General features: G+C 60.4%; 12 protein-coding genes. 11 read left to right on the forward strand and 1 reads right to left on the reverse strand.

The genetic code is table 11. From position 1 onward, the window contains the following. The first annotated feature begins 45 nt into the window (after nucleotides 1-45). The 8 genes from NKJ01_RS21120 to NKJ01_RS21155 all read left to right on the forward strand — a co-directional run bounded on the left by NKJ01_RS21120 (nucleotide 46) and on the right by NKJ01_RS21155 (nucleotide 11,048). Nucleotides 46-1,206 (forward strand): DUF3095 domain-containing protein, encoded by a 1,161-nt coding sequence (locus NKJ01_RS21120; RefSeq protein ID WP_352730755.1) that lies wholly within the window; start codon nucleotides 46-48, stop codon nucleotides 1,204-1,206. Nucleotides 1,207-1,321: 115 nt separating this feature from the next. Next, on the forward strand, nucleotides 1,322-2,665 hold the full coding sequence (locus NKJ01_RS21125) for a nucleotide sugar dehydrogenase (protein ID WP_352605640.1): 1,344 nt from the start codon (nucleotides 1,322-1,324) through the stop codon (nucleotides 2,663-2,665). Between the two features lie 261 nt (nucleotides 2,666-2,926). Beyond that, nucleotides 2,927-4,267, forward strand: a complete 1,341-nt coding sequence (locus NKJ01_RS21130) for an adenylate/guanylate cyclase domain-containing protein (RefSeq protein ID WP_352730664.1) — start codon at nucleotides 2,927-2,929, stop codon at nucleotides 4,265-4,267. A gap of 160 nt (nucleotides 4,268-4,427) precedes the next feature. Then, nucleotides 4,428-6,323, forward strand: coding sequence for an ABC transporter ATP-binding protein (locus tag NKJ01_RS21135; protein WP_023762170.1), 1,896 nt, complete (start codon nucleotides 4,428-4,430; stop codon nucleotides 6,321-6,323). After that, entirely contained in the window at nucleotides 6,320-8,218 is a 1,899-nt protein-coding gene (locus tag NKJ01_RS21140) for an ABC transporter substrate-binding protein (RefSeq protein WP_352730667.1), read from the forward strand. Before NKJ01_RS21135 ends, NKJ01_RS21140 begins: the two co-directional genes overlap by 4 nt. Nucleotides 8,219-8,220: 2 nt before the next feature. Beyond that, nucleotides 8,221-9,219: an ABC transporter permease gene (locus tag NKJ01_RS21145; RefSeq protein WP_023767396.1), complete on the forward strand. Its 999-nt coding sequence runs from the start codon at nucleotides 8,221-8,223 to the stop codon at nucleotides 9,217-9,219. Next, a complete protein-coding gene (locus NKJ01_RS21150) occupies nucleotides 9,216-10,397 on the forward strand; it encodes an ABC transporter permease (protein WP_352730669.1) in 1,182 nt (393 codons plus the stop codon). The genes NKJ01_RS21145 and NKJ01_RS21150 overlap by 4 nt, the downstream gene beginning before the upstream one ends. A gap of 171 nt (nucleotides 10,398-10,568) precedes the next feature. Beyond that, on the forward strand, nucleotides 10,569-11,048 hold the full coding sequence (locus NKJ01_RS21155) for a class I SAM-dependent methyltransferase (RefSeq protein WP_352730671.1): 480 nt from the start codon (nucleotides 10,569-10,571) through the stop codon (nucleotides 11,046-11,048). A 51-nt stretch (nucleotides 11,049-11,099) separates the two neighbouring features. On the opposite strand, the gene NKJ01_RS21160 is transcribed toward NKJ01_RS21155, so the two are convergent. Then, nucleotides 11,100-12,515 carry an adenylate/guanylate cyclase domain-containing protein gene (locus tag NKJ01_RS21160; protein ID WP_352730673.1) on the reverse strand — a complete coding sequence of 472 codons (1,416 nt, stop codon included), beginning with the start codon at nucleotides 12,513-12,515 and terminating at the stop codon, nucleotides 11,100-11,102. A 204-nt stretch (nucleotides 12,516-12,719) separates the two neighbouring features. On the opposite strand from NKJ01_RS21160, the gene NKJ01_RS21165 reads away from it, so the two are divergent. From NKJ01_RS21165 to NKJ01_RS21175, 3 genes are all read left to right on the forward strand, one after another. After that, on the forward strand, nucleotides 12,720-13,544 hold the full coding sequence (locus NKJ01_RS21165) for a hypothetical protein (RefSeq protein ID WP_352730675.1): 825 nt from the start codon (nucleotides 12,720-12,722) through the stop codon (nucleotides 13,542-13,544). A 74-nt stretch (nucleotides 13,545-13,618) separates the two neighbouring features. After that, nucleotides 13,619-14,143, forward strand: coding sequence for a GNAT family N-acetyltransferase (locus tag NKJ01_RS21170; RefSeq protein WP_352730677.1), 525 nt, complete (start codon nucleotides 13,619-13,621; stop codon nucleotides 14,141-14,143). Beyond that, on the forward strand, nucleotides 14,143-15,528 hold the full coding sequence (locus NKJ01_RS21175; RefSeq protein WP_352730679.1) for a hypothetical protein: 1,386 nt from the start codon (nucleotides 14,143-14,145) through the stop codon (nucleotides 15,526-15,528). Before NKJ01_RS21170 ends, NKJ01_RS21175 begins: the two co-directional genes overlap by 1 nt. The last annotated feature ends 7 nt before the right edge of the window (nucleotides 15,529-15,535 follow it).

The following is a 15,535-nucleotide window of genomic DNA, read 5'->3' on the forward strand; positions in this document are numbered from 1 at the left end:
TGATCGACTTCACCTTCAAGCAGTGGAATGTGCTATCTGATGCTCATGGAAACAGCTGCCGCGTCCGACCCGTTTGTCGCTTCTCTGCCGGTCTTCGCAAAGTTCGAAAGCGTTGCCGATATCGACAACTATCGGCCTCTCCCCGATGGCTGGGCGCTGGCCACCGCCGACATTGTCGGCTCGACCAAGGCGATCGAGGCTGGACGCTATAAAACAGTCAATATGGCCGGCGCCAGCGTCATTTCGGCGCTGATCAATGCGCTGGGTCGGCAAGATCTGCCCTTTGTCTTCGGCGGCGACGGCGCGCTCGTCGCGTTTCCCGGCTCGGCGCTGGAGATCACCCGCAATGCGCTGGCGGCTGTCCAGAGATGGGTGGCGGACGAACTGGACCTGACCTTGCGAGCCGCAATCGTGCCGATAAAGGATATTCGAGCCCAAGGCCTCGACGTTCGCGTGGCGAGATTCCAGGCCTCCGAAGCGGTCTTCTACGCCATGTTCGCCGGCGGTGGCGGCAGTTGGGCGGAAGCCGAGATGAAAGCGGGGCGCTACCGCATCGATCCTGCGCCGGCCGGCGCGCGGCCGGACCTGACCGGCCTCTCCTGCCGCTGGAACCCGATCGAAACCCGGCATGGCGAAATCGTCTCGATCATAGCCATACCGGGGGCGTCGCGCGACTTGCGCGGTTTTCAGTATCTGGCATCCGACATCATCGCCCTTGCCCGCAGGCAGGAACGCGATGGCCACCCGGTGCCGGTGAACGGACCGGACTACAGTTTGCTGCCCGCCGGCCTGGATATCGAGGCGCGAGCCACGGCGCCGGCGGGACGGCGGTGGTTGTCGAAGGTGTGGATAGTGTTCCTGATGACGCTTACGGCCGTCACCGATAGATATGGCTGGACGATCGGCAGTTTCGATCCGAAAATCTACAAACGCGACGTGGCCAGCAATTCGGATTTCCGGAAATTCGATGACGGCTTGAAGATGACCATCGACGTTGACGCTGATGTGTTGCAACGGATCGAGAACCGGCTGAAACAGGCGGAAGAGGCGGGCATCTGCAACTATGGCCTACACCGCCAGAAATCGGCCTTGATGACATGCCTCGTCGCCTCGCCTCTGCAGCGCGATCACGTTCATTTCATAGATGGTGCCGCCGGCGGCTATGCGATGGCTGCCGCAAGCTTGAAGGCAAAGTTGCCGGTCTGATGACGGCTTGCGGGAATCCTTTTTCCGCAATATGCCTCGGCCATGGTTCCTGGGACCATGGTAAGCCGCGCCATGGGAACGGCCAGCCTATCCGAATTAACGGGGAAGCAGATTTTTGGACGCTTCACGATCGGCATATGACCGTCTGCTGAACCGTATCTCGACGCACGCCGCGCAAGTCGGCGTGATCGGATTGGGCTATGTCGGGTTGCCGCTGGCAATTGCGGTCGCACGCGCCGGCTTCCCGGTTTTCGGCTTCGACATCGAAGCCCAGAAAGTCGAGAGCCTGAACAGCGGCCAATCCTACATCGAGGCGGTGACGTCGACAGCCCTTGCAGACCACGTGGCGAGTGGACGGTTCCGCGCCACCGCGGATTTTGCCGAACTGTCCGTCTGCGATATCATCATCATCTGCGTTCCGACACCGCTGACGAAAAACCGTGAGCCGGACCTCTCCTTTGTCAGGAACACGACTGGCACCATCGCAAAGCATCTGCGTCTCGGCCACCTCATCGTGCTGGAATCTACTACCTATCCCGGCACCACCGACGACGTGATCAAGCCCATGCTGGAAGAAACCGGCTTGCAGTCGAGGATAGACTTCTTCCTCGGCTTCTCGCCCGAACGCGAGGATCCCGGCAACCGCAGCTTTGAAGTCGCGACGATCCCGAAGGTCGTGGCAGGTGACGGCGTTGAAGCGGCGACGCTCGTGCAGGCTTTCTACCAAGGCGTGGTCAAAACCGTCGTTCCGGTTTCCACCACGGCGACCGCCGAGGCAGTCAAGCTGACGGAAAACATCTTCCGTTCGGTCAACATAGCCCTCGTCAACGAATTGAAGGTCGTGCTCGGCGCGATGGGCATCGACATCTGGGAGGTGATCGAGGCGGCTAAGAGCAAGCCCTTCGGCTACATGCCTTTCTATCCTGGCCCCGGATTGGGCGGGCACTGCGTTCCGATCGATCCCTTCTACCTGACGTGGAAGGCGCGCGAATACGAACTGCCGACCCGCTTCATCGAGCTGGCGGCAGAGATCAACACTGCTATGCCGCGTCATGTGGTCGATGAACTGGCGAAAGCGCTGGACCGGCGCTGCGGCAAGGCGCTCAGCCGCTCGCGCATTCTCATCATCGGGCTCGCCTATAAGAAGAATGTGCCCGACATACGCGAAAGCCCCTCATTGCGGCTCATTGAACTCATCGAGGAATGGGGCGGCAAGGCGGAATTCCACGATCCGCATGTTCCCGAGATCCCGACCACAAGGGAGCATATGGCGATCAAGGGGCGCCGCTCGGTCGAATTGACCGAGGCGGCCTTGAAGGATTTCGATGCTGTCGTCGTTGCAACCGACCATGACGCGATCGACTATCAGACAATCGCTGATCACGCCCTTCTGATCGTCGACACACGCAATGTTTTTGGCCGTCTCGGGCTCGTCCGAGAGACGGTGGTGAAGGCCTGACTGCGCCCCAGCCGGCGAATTTTCTGGGCGATGTCAGGATCGTGATTGCACTCCGCCCGCAGCTTCGCCACATAACGCCACAAGACATGAATGCAGTTAAGCCTGTTCCTTGGTTGCAAGGACGGTCATTCGGGAAATTCTTTCGCCGTTCTGCCGCCGAAGCCGGCCTCGTTGACTTTGGGGTATCTTTGGGTCGCTGGCGGACTGTGTTATGGCGGATCGAAGGATAATGGCTCCGTCTTCGACGGGTTTCGAGGTGGTATGAGTACGGCGCAAGCAGAAATTTCCACAATTCTCATGGATAAGGTTGCCGATTGGCTGACTCAGTCGGCGCTGGCGGGCAACGAGCTGGAAACATTGGTAAAGGGGTTTTGCGAACGGCTGGCTGCTGCCGGCCTGCCGCTGAAGCGGGTGCATTTGAGCTTTTCGATGCTTCATCCGCTCTATGACGCGCTTGGCTTCACCTGGGTTCGCGGCCAAGGCATGGAAGTGGAAGGCTTCCGCAAAAAGGACGGTGTCCATTCTGACAGATTCCTGACCAGCCCATACTACCATCTGCTCAGCAACAAGCTCGACCATCTGCGGCGTCGGCTCGACCCGTCGGTCCCGTCGGAATTTCCTGTTTTCGATGAACTCAGGCTTATGGGCGTGACCGATTACATTGCTTTCGTCCATCCTTTTAACGGCAATACCAGTCAGGGCATGATCGGGTCCTGGTCTACCGACAGTGCTTCAGGTTTCACCGACAGCATGATTTCGGCGCTGCTGCGTATCCAAAACCATCTCGCCATCGCAACCAAAATGGCGGTGCTCACCAAGCTGGCCGACAACATGATGACCACTTATCTAGGCGGCGACGCCGGCAGACGCGTGCTGGACGGCCAGATCAAGCGCGGCGAGGGGGACACAATCCGGGCCGCGCTGGTCATGGCCGATATGCGCGGGTCGACAAGGCTCGCCGAAACTTCCGGCCGCGAAATCTACATCGATACGCTGAACCAGTTTTTCGATGCCATTGCTGCACCTTTCAATCGCAAAGGCGGGCAGATCATGAGTTTCATAGGGGATGGCTTCATTGCCGTCTACCCTTGCGAAAGGCATCGCTCGCAGTCCGAGACCGCCTGCCAGTCTGCTCTGGCGGCAGCGCACAAAGCCACTGCGCGCATGATCGATCTCAATCTGCGAAGGAAGGAACAGGGATTGGCCGACATAAAATTTGGCATCGGCCTGCATGTGGGCAACGTGATGTTCGGCAATGTCGGGCTTACCGATCGGCTCACATTCTCTGTCTTCGGCTCGGCAGTAAACGAGGTCCAGCGCCTCCAGACCCTGACCAAGAAATATCCGCACTGCGTTCTCGCCAGCAAGGACTTCGCCAGCTATTGCGGCGCCAACAGCTGGCTAACGCTCGGCAACGAGGAACTGGCGGGGGTCAAGCAGAAGCTGACGGTGCTTTCACCCGATCTGTCGGGCACTCTCGCACTCGATGAAGACCGTGCGCTGGAGCCGACTTACGACCGGAGATCGGAGGCCGAGCAGGTCATGCTGCTTCATCGCGATGCCGCTCGGCTGTCGGCGGGCGACCCGAGGAAGCTCCAGTAGCTCGCCCCAATCTGATCCGAACACCTTTGGTGACCAGTCCGGTCGCCGGATTCGCCACTGGCGACCGTTTCGAATCCAAGTTGCTCTAGGCTGGTAATGCGCTAGTCTCGCTTTCTGGGCCTGCCGCTCGGCAGGCCGCCAGGGTGGGGCTGGTGTGAGAATGAATTCGGGTGTTGATCTACTGCGGGTCGAAGATGTTGGCATCTCTTTTGCCATTGTCGGGGGACCGTTGCATGCCGTCAGGCGTGCAAATCTTCGCGTCCTGCCCGGCAAGGTTACCGCGCTTGTGGGCGAGTCCGGTTCCGGAAAATCGGTTCTTAGCCAGGCAGTGATGGGCATTTTGCCGAACACAGCCCATGTTCGTGGCCGTATCCTATTTTCCGATCCTGAAAAGCCTGGCACGACGCAGGATATCCTGCAGATGCCGCGTGATGGACCCGAAATCCGGGCGTTGAGAGGCAGCCGCATCGGCAAGATTTTTCAGGAGCCGATGATATCGCTGTCGCCGCTGCACACGATCGGCAACCAGGTCAGCGAATCCCTGCAGATTCATACGCCCCTGCCTCGGGCAGAGCGCAAGGCGCGGACCGAGGAAATGCTCAGCCTTGTCGGCTTTCCCAATCCCAAGCGCGCCTATGACATGTATCCGTTTGAACTTTCGGGAGGACTGCGTCAGCGCGCCATGATCGCCATGGCGCTTATCTGCCGGCCCGCCCTGTTGATCGCCGACGAGCCGACGACGGCGTTGGACGTCACCATCCAGGCGCAAATCCTGCAATTGCTGCGCGGGCTTCAGAGCAAGCTGAACATGGCGATGCTGCTGATCACGCACGACCTCGGCGTGGTCGCCAATGTCGCCGACGAGGTTGTGGTTATCTACCATGGCGAGATCATGGAAGCGGGACCTGTCGAGGCGATATTCCGCCGGCCAGGTCACCCTTACCTGAGGGGCCTGATGGCAGCCGTTCCGCATTTCGACCTGAAGCCTGGTGAAAGGCTAAAGGCGCTCCGCGAGGTGCCTGTGAATGTCGGGAACCTGCTCGGCAAACAGACGGCGCCGGCATCGAAGGGGCCGGACGACATCCTGCTATCGGTCAGGGATCTGGAAAAGACCTTCACCATCCGCAAGTCCGGATGGTTCGGCGGGGATCATCAAACCTCTGTTCGCGCCGTAGACGGCGTGAGCTTCGATATCAGGCGGGGTGAGTGCCTGGGTCTGGTCGGCGAAAGCGGCTCCGGCAAAACCACCGTCAGCAAGATCCTCATGCGGGCTGTCACCCCCAGCGGTGGCTCTGTGATCTTCAACGGCCGCGATGGACCGATCGACGTCTTGGAAGGCAAGGGAGACGCCCTGCGCCTGCTGCGAGCGAAAATCCAGATGGTCTTCCAGGATCCGGTTTCGTCGCTTTCACCTCGCATGACGGTGGAGAACATCTTGAGCGAGCCGTTGGAAATCCATCAACGGGGCAATGCCGCATCCCGACTAGCCACGGTCAAGAGCCTTATGCAGGCAATCGGGCTCGATCCGCGCTTCATCAAGCGATATCCGCACAGTTTCTCCGGCGGGCAGCGTCAGCGTATCGGCATCGCGCGCGCGTTGGCGCTGGGGCCTGAACTCCTGATCTGCGACGAGCCGGTTTCGGCGCTCGATGTCTCTGTCCAGGCGCAGATCCTGAACCTCTTGAAGGACCTGCAGAAGGAACTGGGCCTGACCTACCTATTCATATCCCACAACCTGGCGGTGGTGGACTACATGGCAGACCGCATCGCAGTGATGTGCGGCGGGCGTATCGTCGAGCTTGCCCCGCGCGAAATTCTGCTTAGGAAACCGGTCCACCCCTACACGCGCTCACTGGTCGCCGCAGTACCTTTTCCCGATCTCGACAGGCCGATGGATTTCAAGACGTTGAAGCTCAGCGGCGCCTCCGACACCAGCGCATGGGGACCGCAATTCCGCGACGAGGGCGACGAGGGTATGCTGTCGCCGCTCGATCTTGGCGGCGGCCACCTCGTGCTGGCCCGACGTTCGGCCGATGTCAGCGAGCTACGCCCTTGATCAGCCGGCGCACCGTCCTTGGGCTCATGACTTCGGCATTTCTGCCGGGCACGTTGCACGCAGGCGACCTGGAGCCGGAATTTTTTCTGCCGCAGCTGAAGGCCAGGGCGCTGCCGGGACTCACAGAGCGCCTGCCCAAGAGCCCGCGCGTGTTGAATCTCGCTGCGATGGGCCGGCAGCCCGGCCAGTATGGCGGCACGCTGCGCACGATCATCGGCAGCCAGAAAGACATCCGGATGATGACGATCTATGGGTATGCTCGCCTGGTCGGCTATGACGAAAAGCTTAACATGCAACCCGACATTCTCGAAAGTTTCGACGTAGTCCATGATCGCGTCTTCACTTTCAAGATGCGGGAAGGACATAAATGGTCTGACGGCAGCCTGTTGACGCCGGAGGACTTTCGCTATTGCTGGGAAGATGTCTGGCTGAACGATGAGCTTTCGCAAGGCGGCCTTGCCCCGGGCCTGCTGGCGGATGGCAAGCCGCCACGTTTCGAGATCGTCGACCCGTTGACGGTCCGCTACAGTTGGGAGGCGCCAAATCCCGACTTCCTGCCCAAGCTCGCTGCCGCCTCGCCGCTATCGCTTGTCCTGCCGGCCGCCTATCTCAAGCAGTTCCACAAGAAATACCAGGATCCATTCCGGCTCGCCGGCCTCATGACGGAGAACCGGGTCCAGAAATGGACGCTCCTGCATATCCGCATGTCGCGGCAGTATCGCCCGGAGAACCCGGAGCTGCCGACGCTCGATCCCTGGCAGAACCGGACCAAACCGCCGGCTGAGCAGTTCATCTTCGAGCGAAACCCGTTCTTCCATCGGACAGACGAGAATGGCCGGCAACTACCCTATGTTGACCGGATTGTCTTGAACGTCAGCTCGTCGGCCATCATTTCCGCCAAGACCGGTGCGGGCGAGAGCGACCTGCAAGCCATGGGAATTGACTTCGCCGATTACTCCTTCCTGAAGGATACGGAGAAGCGCTACCCGGTGAAGATGCATCTCTGGAAACGCACTCAGGGTTCGCGGCTGGCGCTGCTGCCCAATCTGAATTGTGCCGATCAGGTGTGGCGTGGCCTTTTTCGTGACGTGCGCGTGCGCCGCGCACTGTCGCTCGCCGTGGACAGGCGCGAGATCAATCTGGCAGTGTTCTACGGATTGGCACAGGAAAGTGCAGATACGGTCCTGCCGGAGAGCCCGCTCTACCGGCCGGAATTCGCGAAGGCCTGGGTCGCCCATGATCCCGACCAGGCCAACGCCCTGCTCGACGAGGTCGGGCTTCAGGCGCGCGACGATGATGGCCTGCGGATACTTCCCGATGGACGCCCGGCGCAGATCATAGTGGAAACGGCCGGCGAAAGCACGTTGGAAACCGACGCGCTCGAACTCATCACCGATCACTGGCGCCAGATAGGCATCGCCCTGTTCGTACGGACTTCCCAGCGCGACATCTTCCGCAGCCGCGCGCTTGGCGGCCAGATCATGATGTCGATGTGGTCGGGCATCGACAATGGCGTGCCGACCCCCGACATGAACCCGTACCAGTTGGCCCCCACCATCGACGACCAGCTGCAATGGCCGCTCTGGGGTGCTTACTATCTGTCCCATGGCAAGATGGGTGAGGCGCCCGATCTTCCTGAAGTGGTCGAGTTGGTGGCTTTACTCAAGCGCTGGAACGCATCGACCGATGCCGCGGAGCGCGCCGAAATCTGGAATTCAATGCTGTCGATCTACACCGATCAGGTGTTTTCGATCGGCACGGTGAACGGAACACATCAGCCGGTTCTGGCGTCCTCACGACTGCGCAATCTGCCTGACAAGGCGCTCTACGGCTATGACCCGACCGCCTATTTCGGTGTCTACATGCCGGATACATTCTGGCTTGGAGAGTCCTGAGCGTGTTTCGATATATTGTCTGGCGCATCGCTGTGATGGTTCCAACGCTGCTGATCATATCGGCGCTGGTGTTCACGATCATCGAACTTCCCCCAGGCGACTATTTCGACAGCTATGTCTCCGAGCTTCGGGCTCAGGGCGAAGCGGTGGATTCCGATCGCATCCAAATGATGCGGAAGGAATATGGTTTCGACCAGCCGCCGGTCATTCGCTACTTCTACTGGGTCGGTGGGATGCTGCACGGCGATTTCGGCTATTCCTTCGAGTATGAGTTGCCGGTTCGCGACGTCGTCGGGGACCGAATGTGGCTGACCGTGCTGGTTTCCTTCGTCACGATCATATTCACCTGGCTCATCGCCTTTCCGATCGGCATGTACTCCGCCACGCATCAGTACAGTTGGGGCGACTACGGCCTTACTCTCTTCGGCCTTCTCGGCCTTGCCATTCCGAATTTCATGCTGGCGCTGATCCTGATGTATTTCGCCAATATCTGGTTCGGCACCTCCATCGGCCATCTCATGGACCCGCAATATCTCAGTGAGCCGATGAGCTGGGCCAAGGCGAAGTCGATCCTCGCCCATCTCTGGATCCCGGTCTTGATCATCGGCACCGGCGGCACGGCAAGCATGATCCGGCGGCTGCGCGCCAATCTGCTCGATGAGCTTCACAAGCAATATGTCGTGACCGCGCGCGCCAAAGGCCTTCATCCCTTCAGGGCGCTCGTCAAATATCCGCTGCGCATGGCGCTCAATTTCTTCATTTCCGACATCGGCTCTATCCTGCCGGCCATCATCTCCGGTGCCGAAATCACCGCGATAGTGCTGTCTTTGGAAACGACCGGGCCGATGCTGATCAGAGCGCTGCAAAGCCAGGATATGTATCTGGCGGGGTCGTTCCTGATGTTCCTCGCCTTCCTGACGGTCATCGGCGTCCTGATTTCCGACTTGGCGCTCGCGCTCCTTGATCCGCGAATTCGTTTGCAGGGCGGCAGCACAAAATGAACACGCAATCGCCGCTGCCCGCTCCGGGTGCCCCACTGCAACACTACGTCTCCATCGCGCCCTTTGACCTGCAATCGGTCGAGGCGATGACGGCGGAGCAGTCGAAGGTCTTTCAGGCGTCGCAGTTGCGCCTGATGTGGTGGAAATTCCGACGGCATCGGCTTGCCCTTGTATCCGGCATATTCCTGGCAGCGCTCTATTTCGGGATACTGATCTGCGAGTTCCTGGCGCCCTACAATCTGCACACGCGCAACATGGACTACATCTATTCGCCGCCGCAGCGGGTGCACCTGTTCCACAACGGCCAACTCGTCGGGCCGTTCGTCTATGGCCGCCAGATGACGCTGGACATGGATACGCTCAAGCGGAACTACATCGAGAAACCGGATGATGTTCAGCGGATCCGTTTCTTCTGCAAGGGCGACAGTTACCGGTTCTGGGGCCTGATCGAAGGTGACAGGCATTTTGTCTGCCCTGCTGAAAACGGCGAGCTTTTTCTGGCCGGCACTGACAGGCTGGGGCGCGATGTGCTCTCGCGCATCATCTATGGCGCACGTATTTCACTGACAATCGGCCTTGTCGGCATCAGTTTCAGCTTCCTGCTCGGCATCGTCATAGGTGGACTGGCTGGCTATCACGGCGGTATCTTCGACCTTATCGTTCAACGGATAATCGAAGTTCTGCAATCGATCCCCAGTATTCCGCTATGGCTGGCTCTGGCGGCGATCATGCCGATAACCTGGAGTCCGATCCTGATCTATTTCGGCATCACCGTCATCCTCGGGCTGCTCCACTGGACCGGACTGGCGCGGGCCGTGCGTTCAAAGCTTCTTGCCTTGCGCGAGGAGGATTACGTTCTGGCAGCGCAATTGATGGGCGCCAACAGCAGCCGCATTATCCGGCGGCACCTCATTCCCGGCTTCATGTCGCATCTGATCGCGACGGCGACGATCTCCATACCCGGCATGATCCTGGGCGAGACGGCGCTGAGCTTCCTCGGGCTCGGCCTGAGGCCGCCGACAACCAGCTGGGGCATCCTGCTAACCGAGGCGCGCAGCGTTAGCGTCATCGCGTTCTATCCATGGCTGCTTTTGCCGATGCTCCCCGTCATTCTCGTCATCTTGGCGTTCAACTTCCTCGGGGACGGCTTGCGGGACGCCGCAGACCCATACAAATGACATCACTATTCCGGCGCGCCGGGCCGTCAACTCCACCGGTACGATCCTCGTCGGCAGCCTGTTCGGTTGTTGCAGTGTTCATCGTTGGCCTCTATATGCGACGAGGCTCGATCGGGGTTTAATCGCGGGCATTGCCGATCTCTTGAGCTGGTTCAGGACACACAAACGCATATGAGTCGGCTCGAGAGTTTCATCCGCAGGATGACCGCACAGCGCGACATTCTCGATCAAGTCTGCGCGGAGGTGGCGAAGATCGAGGGCCCCGTGATCGAACTCGGCCTCGGCAATGGACGGACGTTCCACCATCTGCGCGAGCGCCTGCCCGGGCGCCGGATCGTGGCATTCGACCGCGCACTCGCCGCCCATTCCAGCTCAATTCCCGAAGCTGAAAATCTCGTGCTCGGCGAAATACGCGAGACGGCGAGCAAGTTCATTGGCATCGACGCCGCTCTGGTTCATGCCGACCTTGGCACCGGCTATGAAGATCGCGATGCAGTGACTTCTACTTGGCTACCCGATCTGACCGCGCGCCTGCTTCGCGTCGGCGGCATCGCGGTCAGCGGCACGCCGCTCGATCACCCACAGTTGCAACGCCTCCCGCCGCCCCCTTCGGTACCCGCCGATCGTTATTTTATCGCTAGACGCGTGTGAAGGGCGGAGATGGCCCCAATCTTCAGGGGCCCAATCTTCAAGGCCCAATCTTCAGGGGATCGTATATACCGCTATCTCCCGCTCGATGCCGCGCAGCGAGACTTCGTGAGGCACGGGCGTCAGCGCGTTCCTGCGCAACAGATCGGCGGTGAGATTGTCGTCGACCACCGCACGGGTGGCGAAGATGGCCTGTGCGTTGGCCAGGTTCTGGACCCGTGAAGCAATGTTGACCGTCTGGCCGAAATAGTCCTGTCGCTCGTTCATGGACACGGCGATGCAGGGGCCGGCATGGACGCCGATCTTGAGCAGCAGATCCTCGCGCCCGCTCTGCTCGTTGAGCGCACGCATGGCATCGCGCATCCTGAGGGCCGCGGCAATCGCACGATCAGGCGTCGCGAAGGTCGCCATCACAGCATCACCGATCGTCTTCACCACCGCGCCTGCCTCCGCGGCGACGATCTCGTTCAGAACCTGGAAATGCGCGCGCACGAGATCGAAGGCGGAAAGGTCCCCCACCCGCTCGTAAAGCGCGGTCGATCCGCGCAGGTCGGTGAACAGGAAGGTCAGGCTGGTGATCTTCAGGCGCTGGTTGATGTCGAGCGTATCCGTGCGATAGAGATCGCGGAACGTCTGGTTGGTGAGCAGGCGTTTGGCGGTCAGGAAGGGCCGGCGTTTGCCCAGCAAATCATGCAATGCCTGGCCGGCGATGAAGACCGTCGGCAGCACGCGGGTGTCGGTCCTGTTTTCCAGCGAAATGCGCAACGGGCCGGGCTGCATCTCCAGCGTCTGGTTTTGGACATGGTCGCGGTCGAAGACCAAAGAGAGGCTTCGGCGCTCCTTTGTCGGTTCGCCCTTCACGTCGATGAACTGCGCTGAATGGGTGACCGGCTCGAAGACGATGATGAATTCGGACGGAAGCTGTATGGGCAGAACCGCCTTTTCACCGGGCGCAAGTTCGATATCCTCCAGCGAGAACGCTTCGATCGTCTTCGCGAAATCCTCTTCCGGCAGATCAACGCCGGACGCCCAGTAGATCTGGCTGAAATATTCCACCATCGGCAGTTCGTGTGGATTGTGGGCGGCAATCCTGCGCACGCGGGGACTGACGGTGAATGTCACCTCGACCATCTCGTCGAGGGTCGGCGAATAACCCTCGGAGCACAGCGCGCAGGTGTATTCGTCCTTCTGCAGGGTTTTCAGCGTGGCGTTGGTGTCGAGCACGCCGCCACAGCCGGGGCACAGAACATTCCAGGAAATGTCGAAGATGCCCACCCGCGCCGCGTGGAGAAAGGCGCCTATGGTCCGCTCCTCGTCGAGGCCATGCTTGCTGGCGAAGGCTGGCGCATTGATGCGGCAAAGTTCGCGGTCCTTGCCCTCCGCGATGGTTCGCTTGATCGCGTCGATTGCCAGTGGATCGACATCGGTCGATTGCCGCAGAAGCGAGAACAGATCCTGAGCTTCGTTCATCGTGCAGGCTCCGGAAAATGCGCCCCCGGGGTGTGTTGACCGGACCGGTCTTTGGTCCAAGTGCTCAATCTTACTTCGAAACGGACCGTACGGCTATCTAATGGATAAGCCCTGGTGGCAGTTCAATTCCCATTCGGCGGATTTTCATCGGCGGCAAGCGGCACTATGGTGGTTCATGGGCATTCATGTTTGGGGCTTTCTCCCATGCCGACATCCAACAACCCACCATTTCCCGCAGCCCTGCGCCTGTTCTCCGCAGCCGTCATCATCGTCCTGATCGTAGGCGCCGGCCTGTTTTTTGCACCTGTGCTGGTCAAGCCGCGCTGGCCTTGGGCCGTCACGCCGTTCAATGCCCGCTTTCTCGGCGGCTTCTACACCGCCGAAATGGTCGTGATGGCGGCGCTGCTGTTCTGGAATCGCTGGTCGCCCGGCAGGCTCGTGCTCGTCATGGCCTTCATCTTCACCGTCGTCGTCTCGGTGGCTTCGTTCATCAATCTCGGCTATTTCAACTTCGAGCGCAAAGCGCCCTGGCTCTGGTTTTTGGTCTATCTTGCTTCGGTCGCGGTATCCGGGCTGTTCCTGTGGCGGGCAAGGGCCCGTCCTTCTGCAAAAAGCGCGATCCTAAACCCCGCATGGCGCGGCTACATGCGGGTGGAATCGGCGGTCCTCGGGCTCTATGGCGTCGGCCTGTTGCTGTTTCCCCTGACGTTCAACAGCATCTGGCCATGGCCGGTCGATGCCTTCCACGCTCAGGTCTACAGCGCCATCTTCCTCGCCGGTGCGGGCGGCACATATCTCGTCTGGAGAAGCGCGCCGCGCGAGGAACTGCTGGTGCTCGGCTTGGCGCAGTTTCTGGTTGGCCTGCTTGCCATCCTTGGCCTCGTCATCGCCGACTCTGCGGTGCACCGGATCGACTGGACGGCGACCGGGACATTGTTATGGCTCGCCCTTTTCGGCTGGATCGGGATCAGCGGCGCCTTCAAACTCTACGCCGCCTCCCGGTATTTCAGCTCGCAATCGGCATCATAGGTTGCAGAGAAGGCTGGATTTCCGGGTGACGTCTGGTGCATCGTGGCGGGCCGATTGCCTTCGCCGGAAACGCCATGACCAGCACGACCTCGCCATCCTCCGAGAAAATCCAGCCGCAGCTCCGATCCGTCCGGCCAAGCGATGCGGAGGCGCTTTGCGCTATCTTCAACATGCCGGGCTTCCGCTGGGGCACGCTCAGGATGCCCTTCGAGATGGTCGAGCAGGTGGAGCGACGCATCGCCAAGTCCGGCCAGGAAACCACCTGGATCGTTGCGGAATTGGACGGCAAGGTCGTCGGCCATGGCAGCCTAGTCGTACAGGGTTCGCCGCGCCGTTCGCATATCGGCGAGATCAATATCGGCCTTGACGATGCCTTTGTCGGCAAGGGCATCGGCTCTGCCATACTTGGCGCGTTGCTCGACGTGGCCGACAACTGGCGCGCCCTGAAGCGGGTCGAATTGACCGTCTATGCCGACAACGAACCAGCCATCCGTCTCTACACAAGCCACGGATTCGAGGTTGAAGGCCGGCATGTGAAGGCCGGTTTTACCGACGGGCGGTACCACGACCTCCTGAGCATGGCGCGGCTGCGGTTCTGATGACCGCTGTCTTTGATCCAACCCCTACGCCTCCGGCGGAAATTCTGGCTGTGCTGTCGCTGCTCTGCCCGGAAGTCGTGCGTGACATCGAGCAGAACTGGAATGCACCGGTTGCCGATTACGCCCGCTATCTGTGGCGGCCGGTGGCAAGGCCTGCATCGGACCCGGCGATCGCTGCCCGCTCGATCCTGCGCGAAGTCCTGCATCAGCGCCTTGGCGTGATCATGCAGCCTGAAGAGATCGGCAAGGCCCTCGAAGAGTTCGAGGACAGACCGGTGATTCAGTCCGGCCTGCACTGCCTGCTTCTGATGGACAGGATCACCTTCGATGCCCTCCTGCTTGCCTGGCTCGGCGCGGTCGAAAACGGGCTGTCGGCCTTCTTCGGCTTCATGGGAACGACGATGACCATGGAGACAATTGGCCGGGAGGGGCCGGGATGGCTCGATGTCGGCGACGACAAGGTCAACCTGTTTGGCATGGGGCGCCACAAACTGTGCCGCAAAAGCGCCTGCGTGGCCGGTCCCGTCTCCCTCAACAAGCGCGCGCTCGAGGCAGTGGGCGATGAAACGGATGCCAGCCGCTGGCTGGGGACATTGCTTGCCAGCCAGGACAAGGTGTTTGGAACCGCCGCCGACGCGCTGACAGCCCTCAACGAGGATCTGGTCGCCGATTGGGATCGTTCCGGCATGGCCCTGCCGGTTTTCATCGATGATCGGCTCGCCGCTTCTGCCATGGCGCGGCATCTAGAAAATGACGGCAGCCTTCTTTCCAGGCTGCTCATTGAGCCCGCAAGGCGCCAGCGTCTCGAACGTGCCTTGCAAGAGGCCGAATCGAGCCCGTTTGGCAGATTCCTGCCTAATGCCACGGCCTATTTCTGGGGCGTTCGCGAGGAGCGCGTGCGCAAGCTTGTCCTCGATAACGGGCGTCTGATCGAGCCTGACAGGCCGCATGGTCTTTCCATCCCGTTCGAGCGGCCGCATCTCAGGCAGGCGCTTTTGGACGGCGTGCTGCTGCCGAACTTGTTCCTGACGTTCCTCGTCCTTGCCATATTGCCGCGCGTCCGGGTTGTAGGCGGCCTGAGACAGATTGGCTATGTAGCGCTTTTCCACTCGATTCTGCTGGCTGCACTGGACGAAAACGCGCCGGAAGAGCGCGATTTGGCTGCGGAGCTGCAGGTTCGGGAAAATGCCTGGGGCATGCGGGTCATCGATGAAAAGATCTCGGTCCGCGAGCAGCTTGCCAGCCTGCCGGAAGGGGCGCTCTTCCCGGACCTGCTCCGGCAATACCGGTCGCGCACATTTGCCGAGACGACCGGCGACCTGAGATTGGTTCGCGAAAACGCCCGATGGCGCAAGATCGGCCAAGCAGAGATCAACGGGACCTGAGCCTCAC

Source organism: Mesorhizobium sp. M0276 (assembly GCF_040321755.1).
GTDB lineage: Bacteria > Pseudomonadota > Alphaproteobacteria > Rhizobiales > Rhizobiaceae > Mesorhizobium.

Excerpts from the sequence above, each read along its gene's own strand:
- NKJ01_RS21120 (WP_352730755.1), top strand. The coding sequence starts at position 46 with ATGGAAACAGCTGCCGCGTCCGACCCGTTTGTCGCTTCTCTGCCGGTC.
- NKJ01_RS21130 (WP_352730664.1), top strand. The coding sequence starts at position 2,927 with ATGAGTACGGCGCAAGCAGAAATTTCCACAATTCTCATGGATAAGGTT.
- NKJ01_RS21135 (WP_023762170.1), top strand. The coding sequence starts at position 4,428 with ATGAATTCGGGTGTTGATCTACTGCGGGTCGAAGATGTTGGCATCTCT.
- NKJ01_RS21150 (WP_352730669.1), top strand. The coding sequence starts at position 9,216 with ATGAACACGCAATCGCCGCTGCCCGCTCCGGGTGCCCCACTGCAACAC.
- NKJ01_RS21155 (WP_352730671.1), top strand. The coding sequence starts at position 10,569 with ATGAGTCGGCTCGAGAGTTTCATCCGCAGGATGACCGCACAGCGCGAC.
- NKJ01_RS21160 (WP_352730673.1), bottom strand. The coding sequence starts at position 12,515 with ATGAACGAAGCTCAGGATCTGTTCTCGCTTCTGCGGCAATCGACCGAT.
- NKJ01_RS21165 (WP_352730675.1), top strand. The coding sequence starts at position 12,720 with ATGCCGACATCCAACAACCCACCATTTCCCGCAGCCCTGCGCCTGTTC.
- NKJ01_RS21170 (WP_352730677.1), top strand. The coding sequence starts at position 13,619 with ATGACCAGCACGACCTCGCCATCCTCCGAGAAAATCCAGCCGCAGCTC.
- NKJ01_RS21175 (WP_352730679.1), top strand. The coding sequence starts at position 14,143 with ATGACCGCTGTCTTTGATCCAACCCCTACGCCTCCGGCGGAAATTCTG.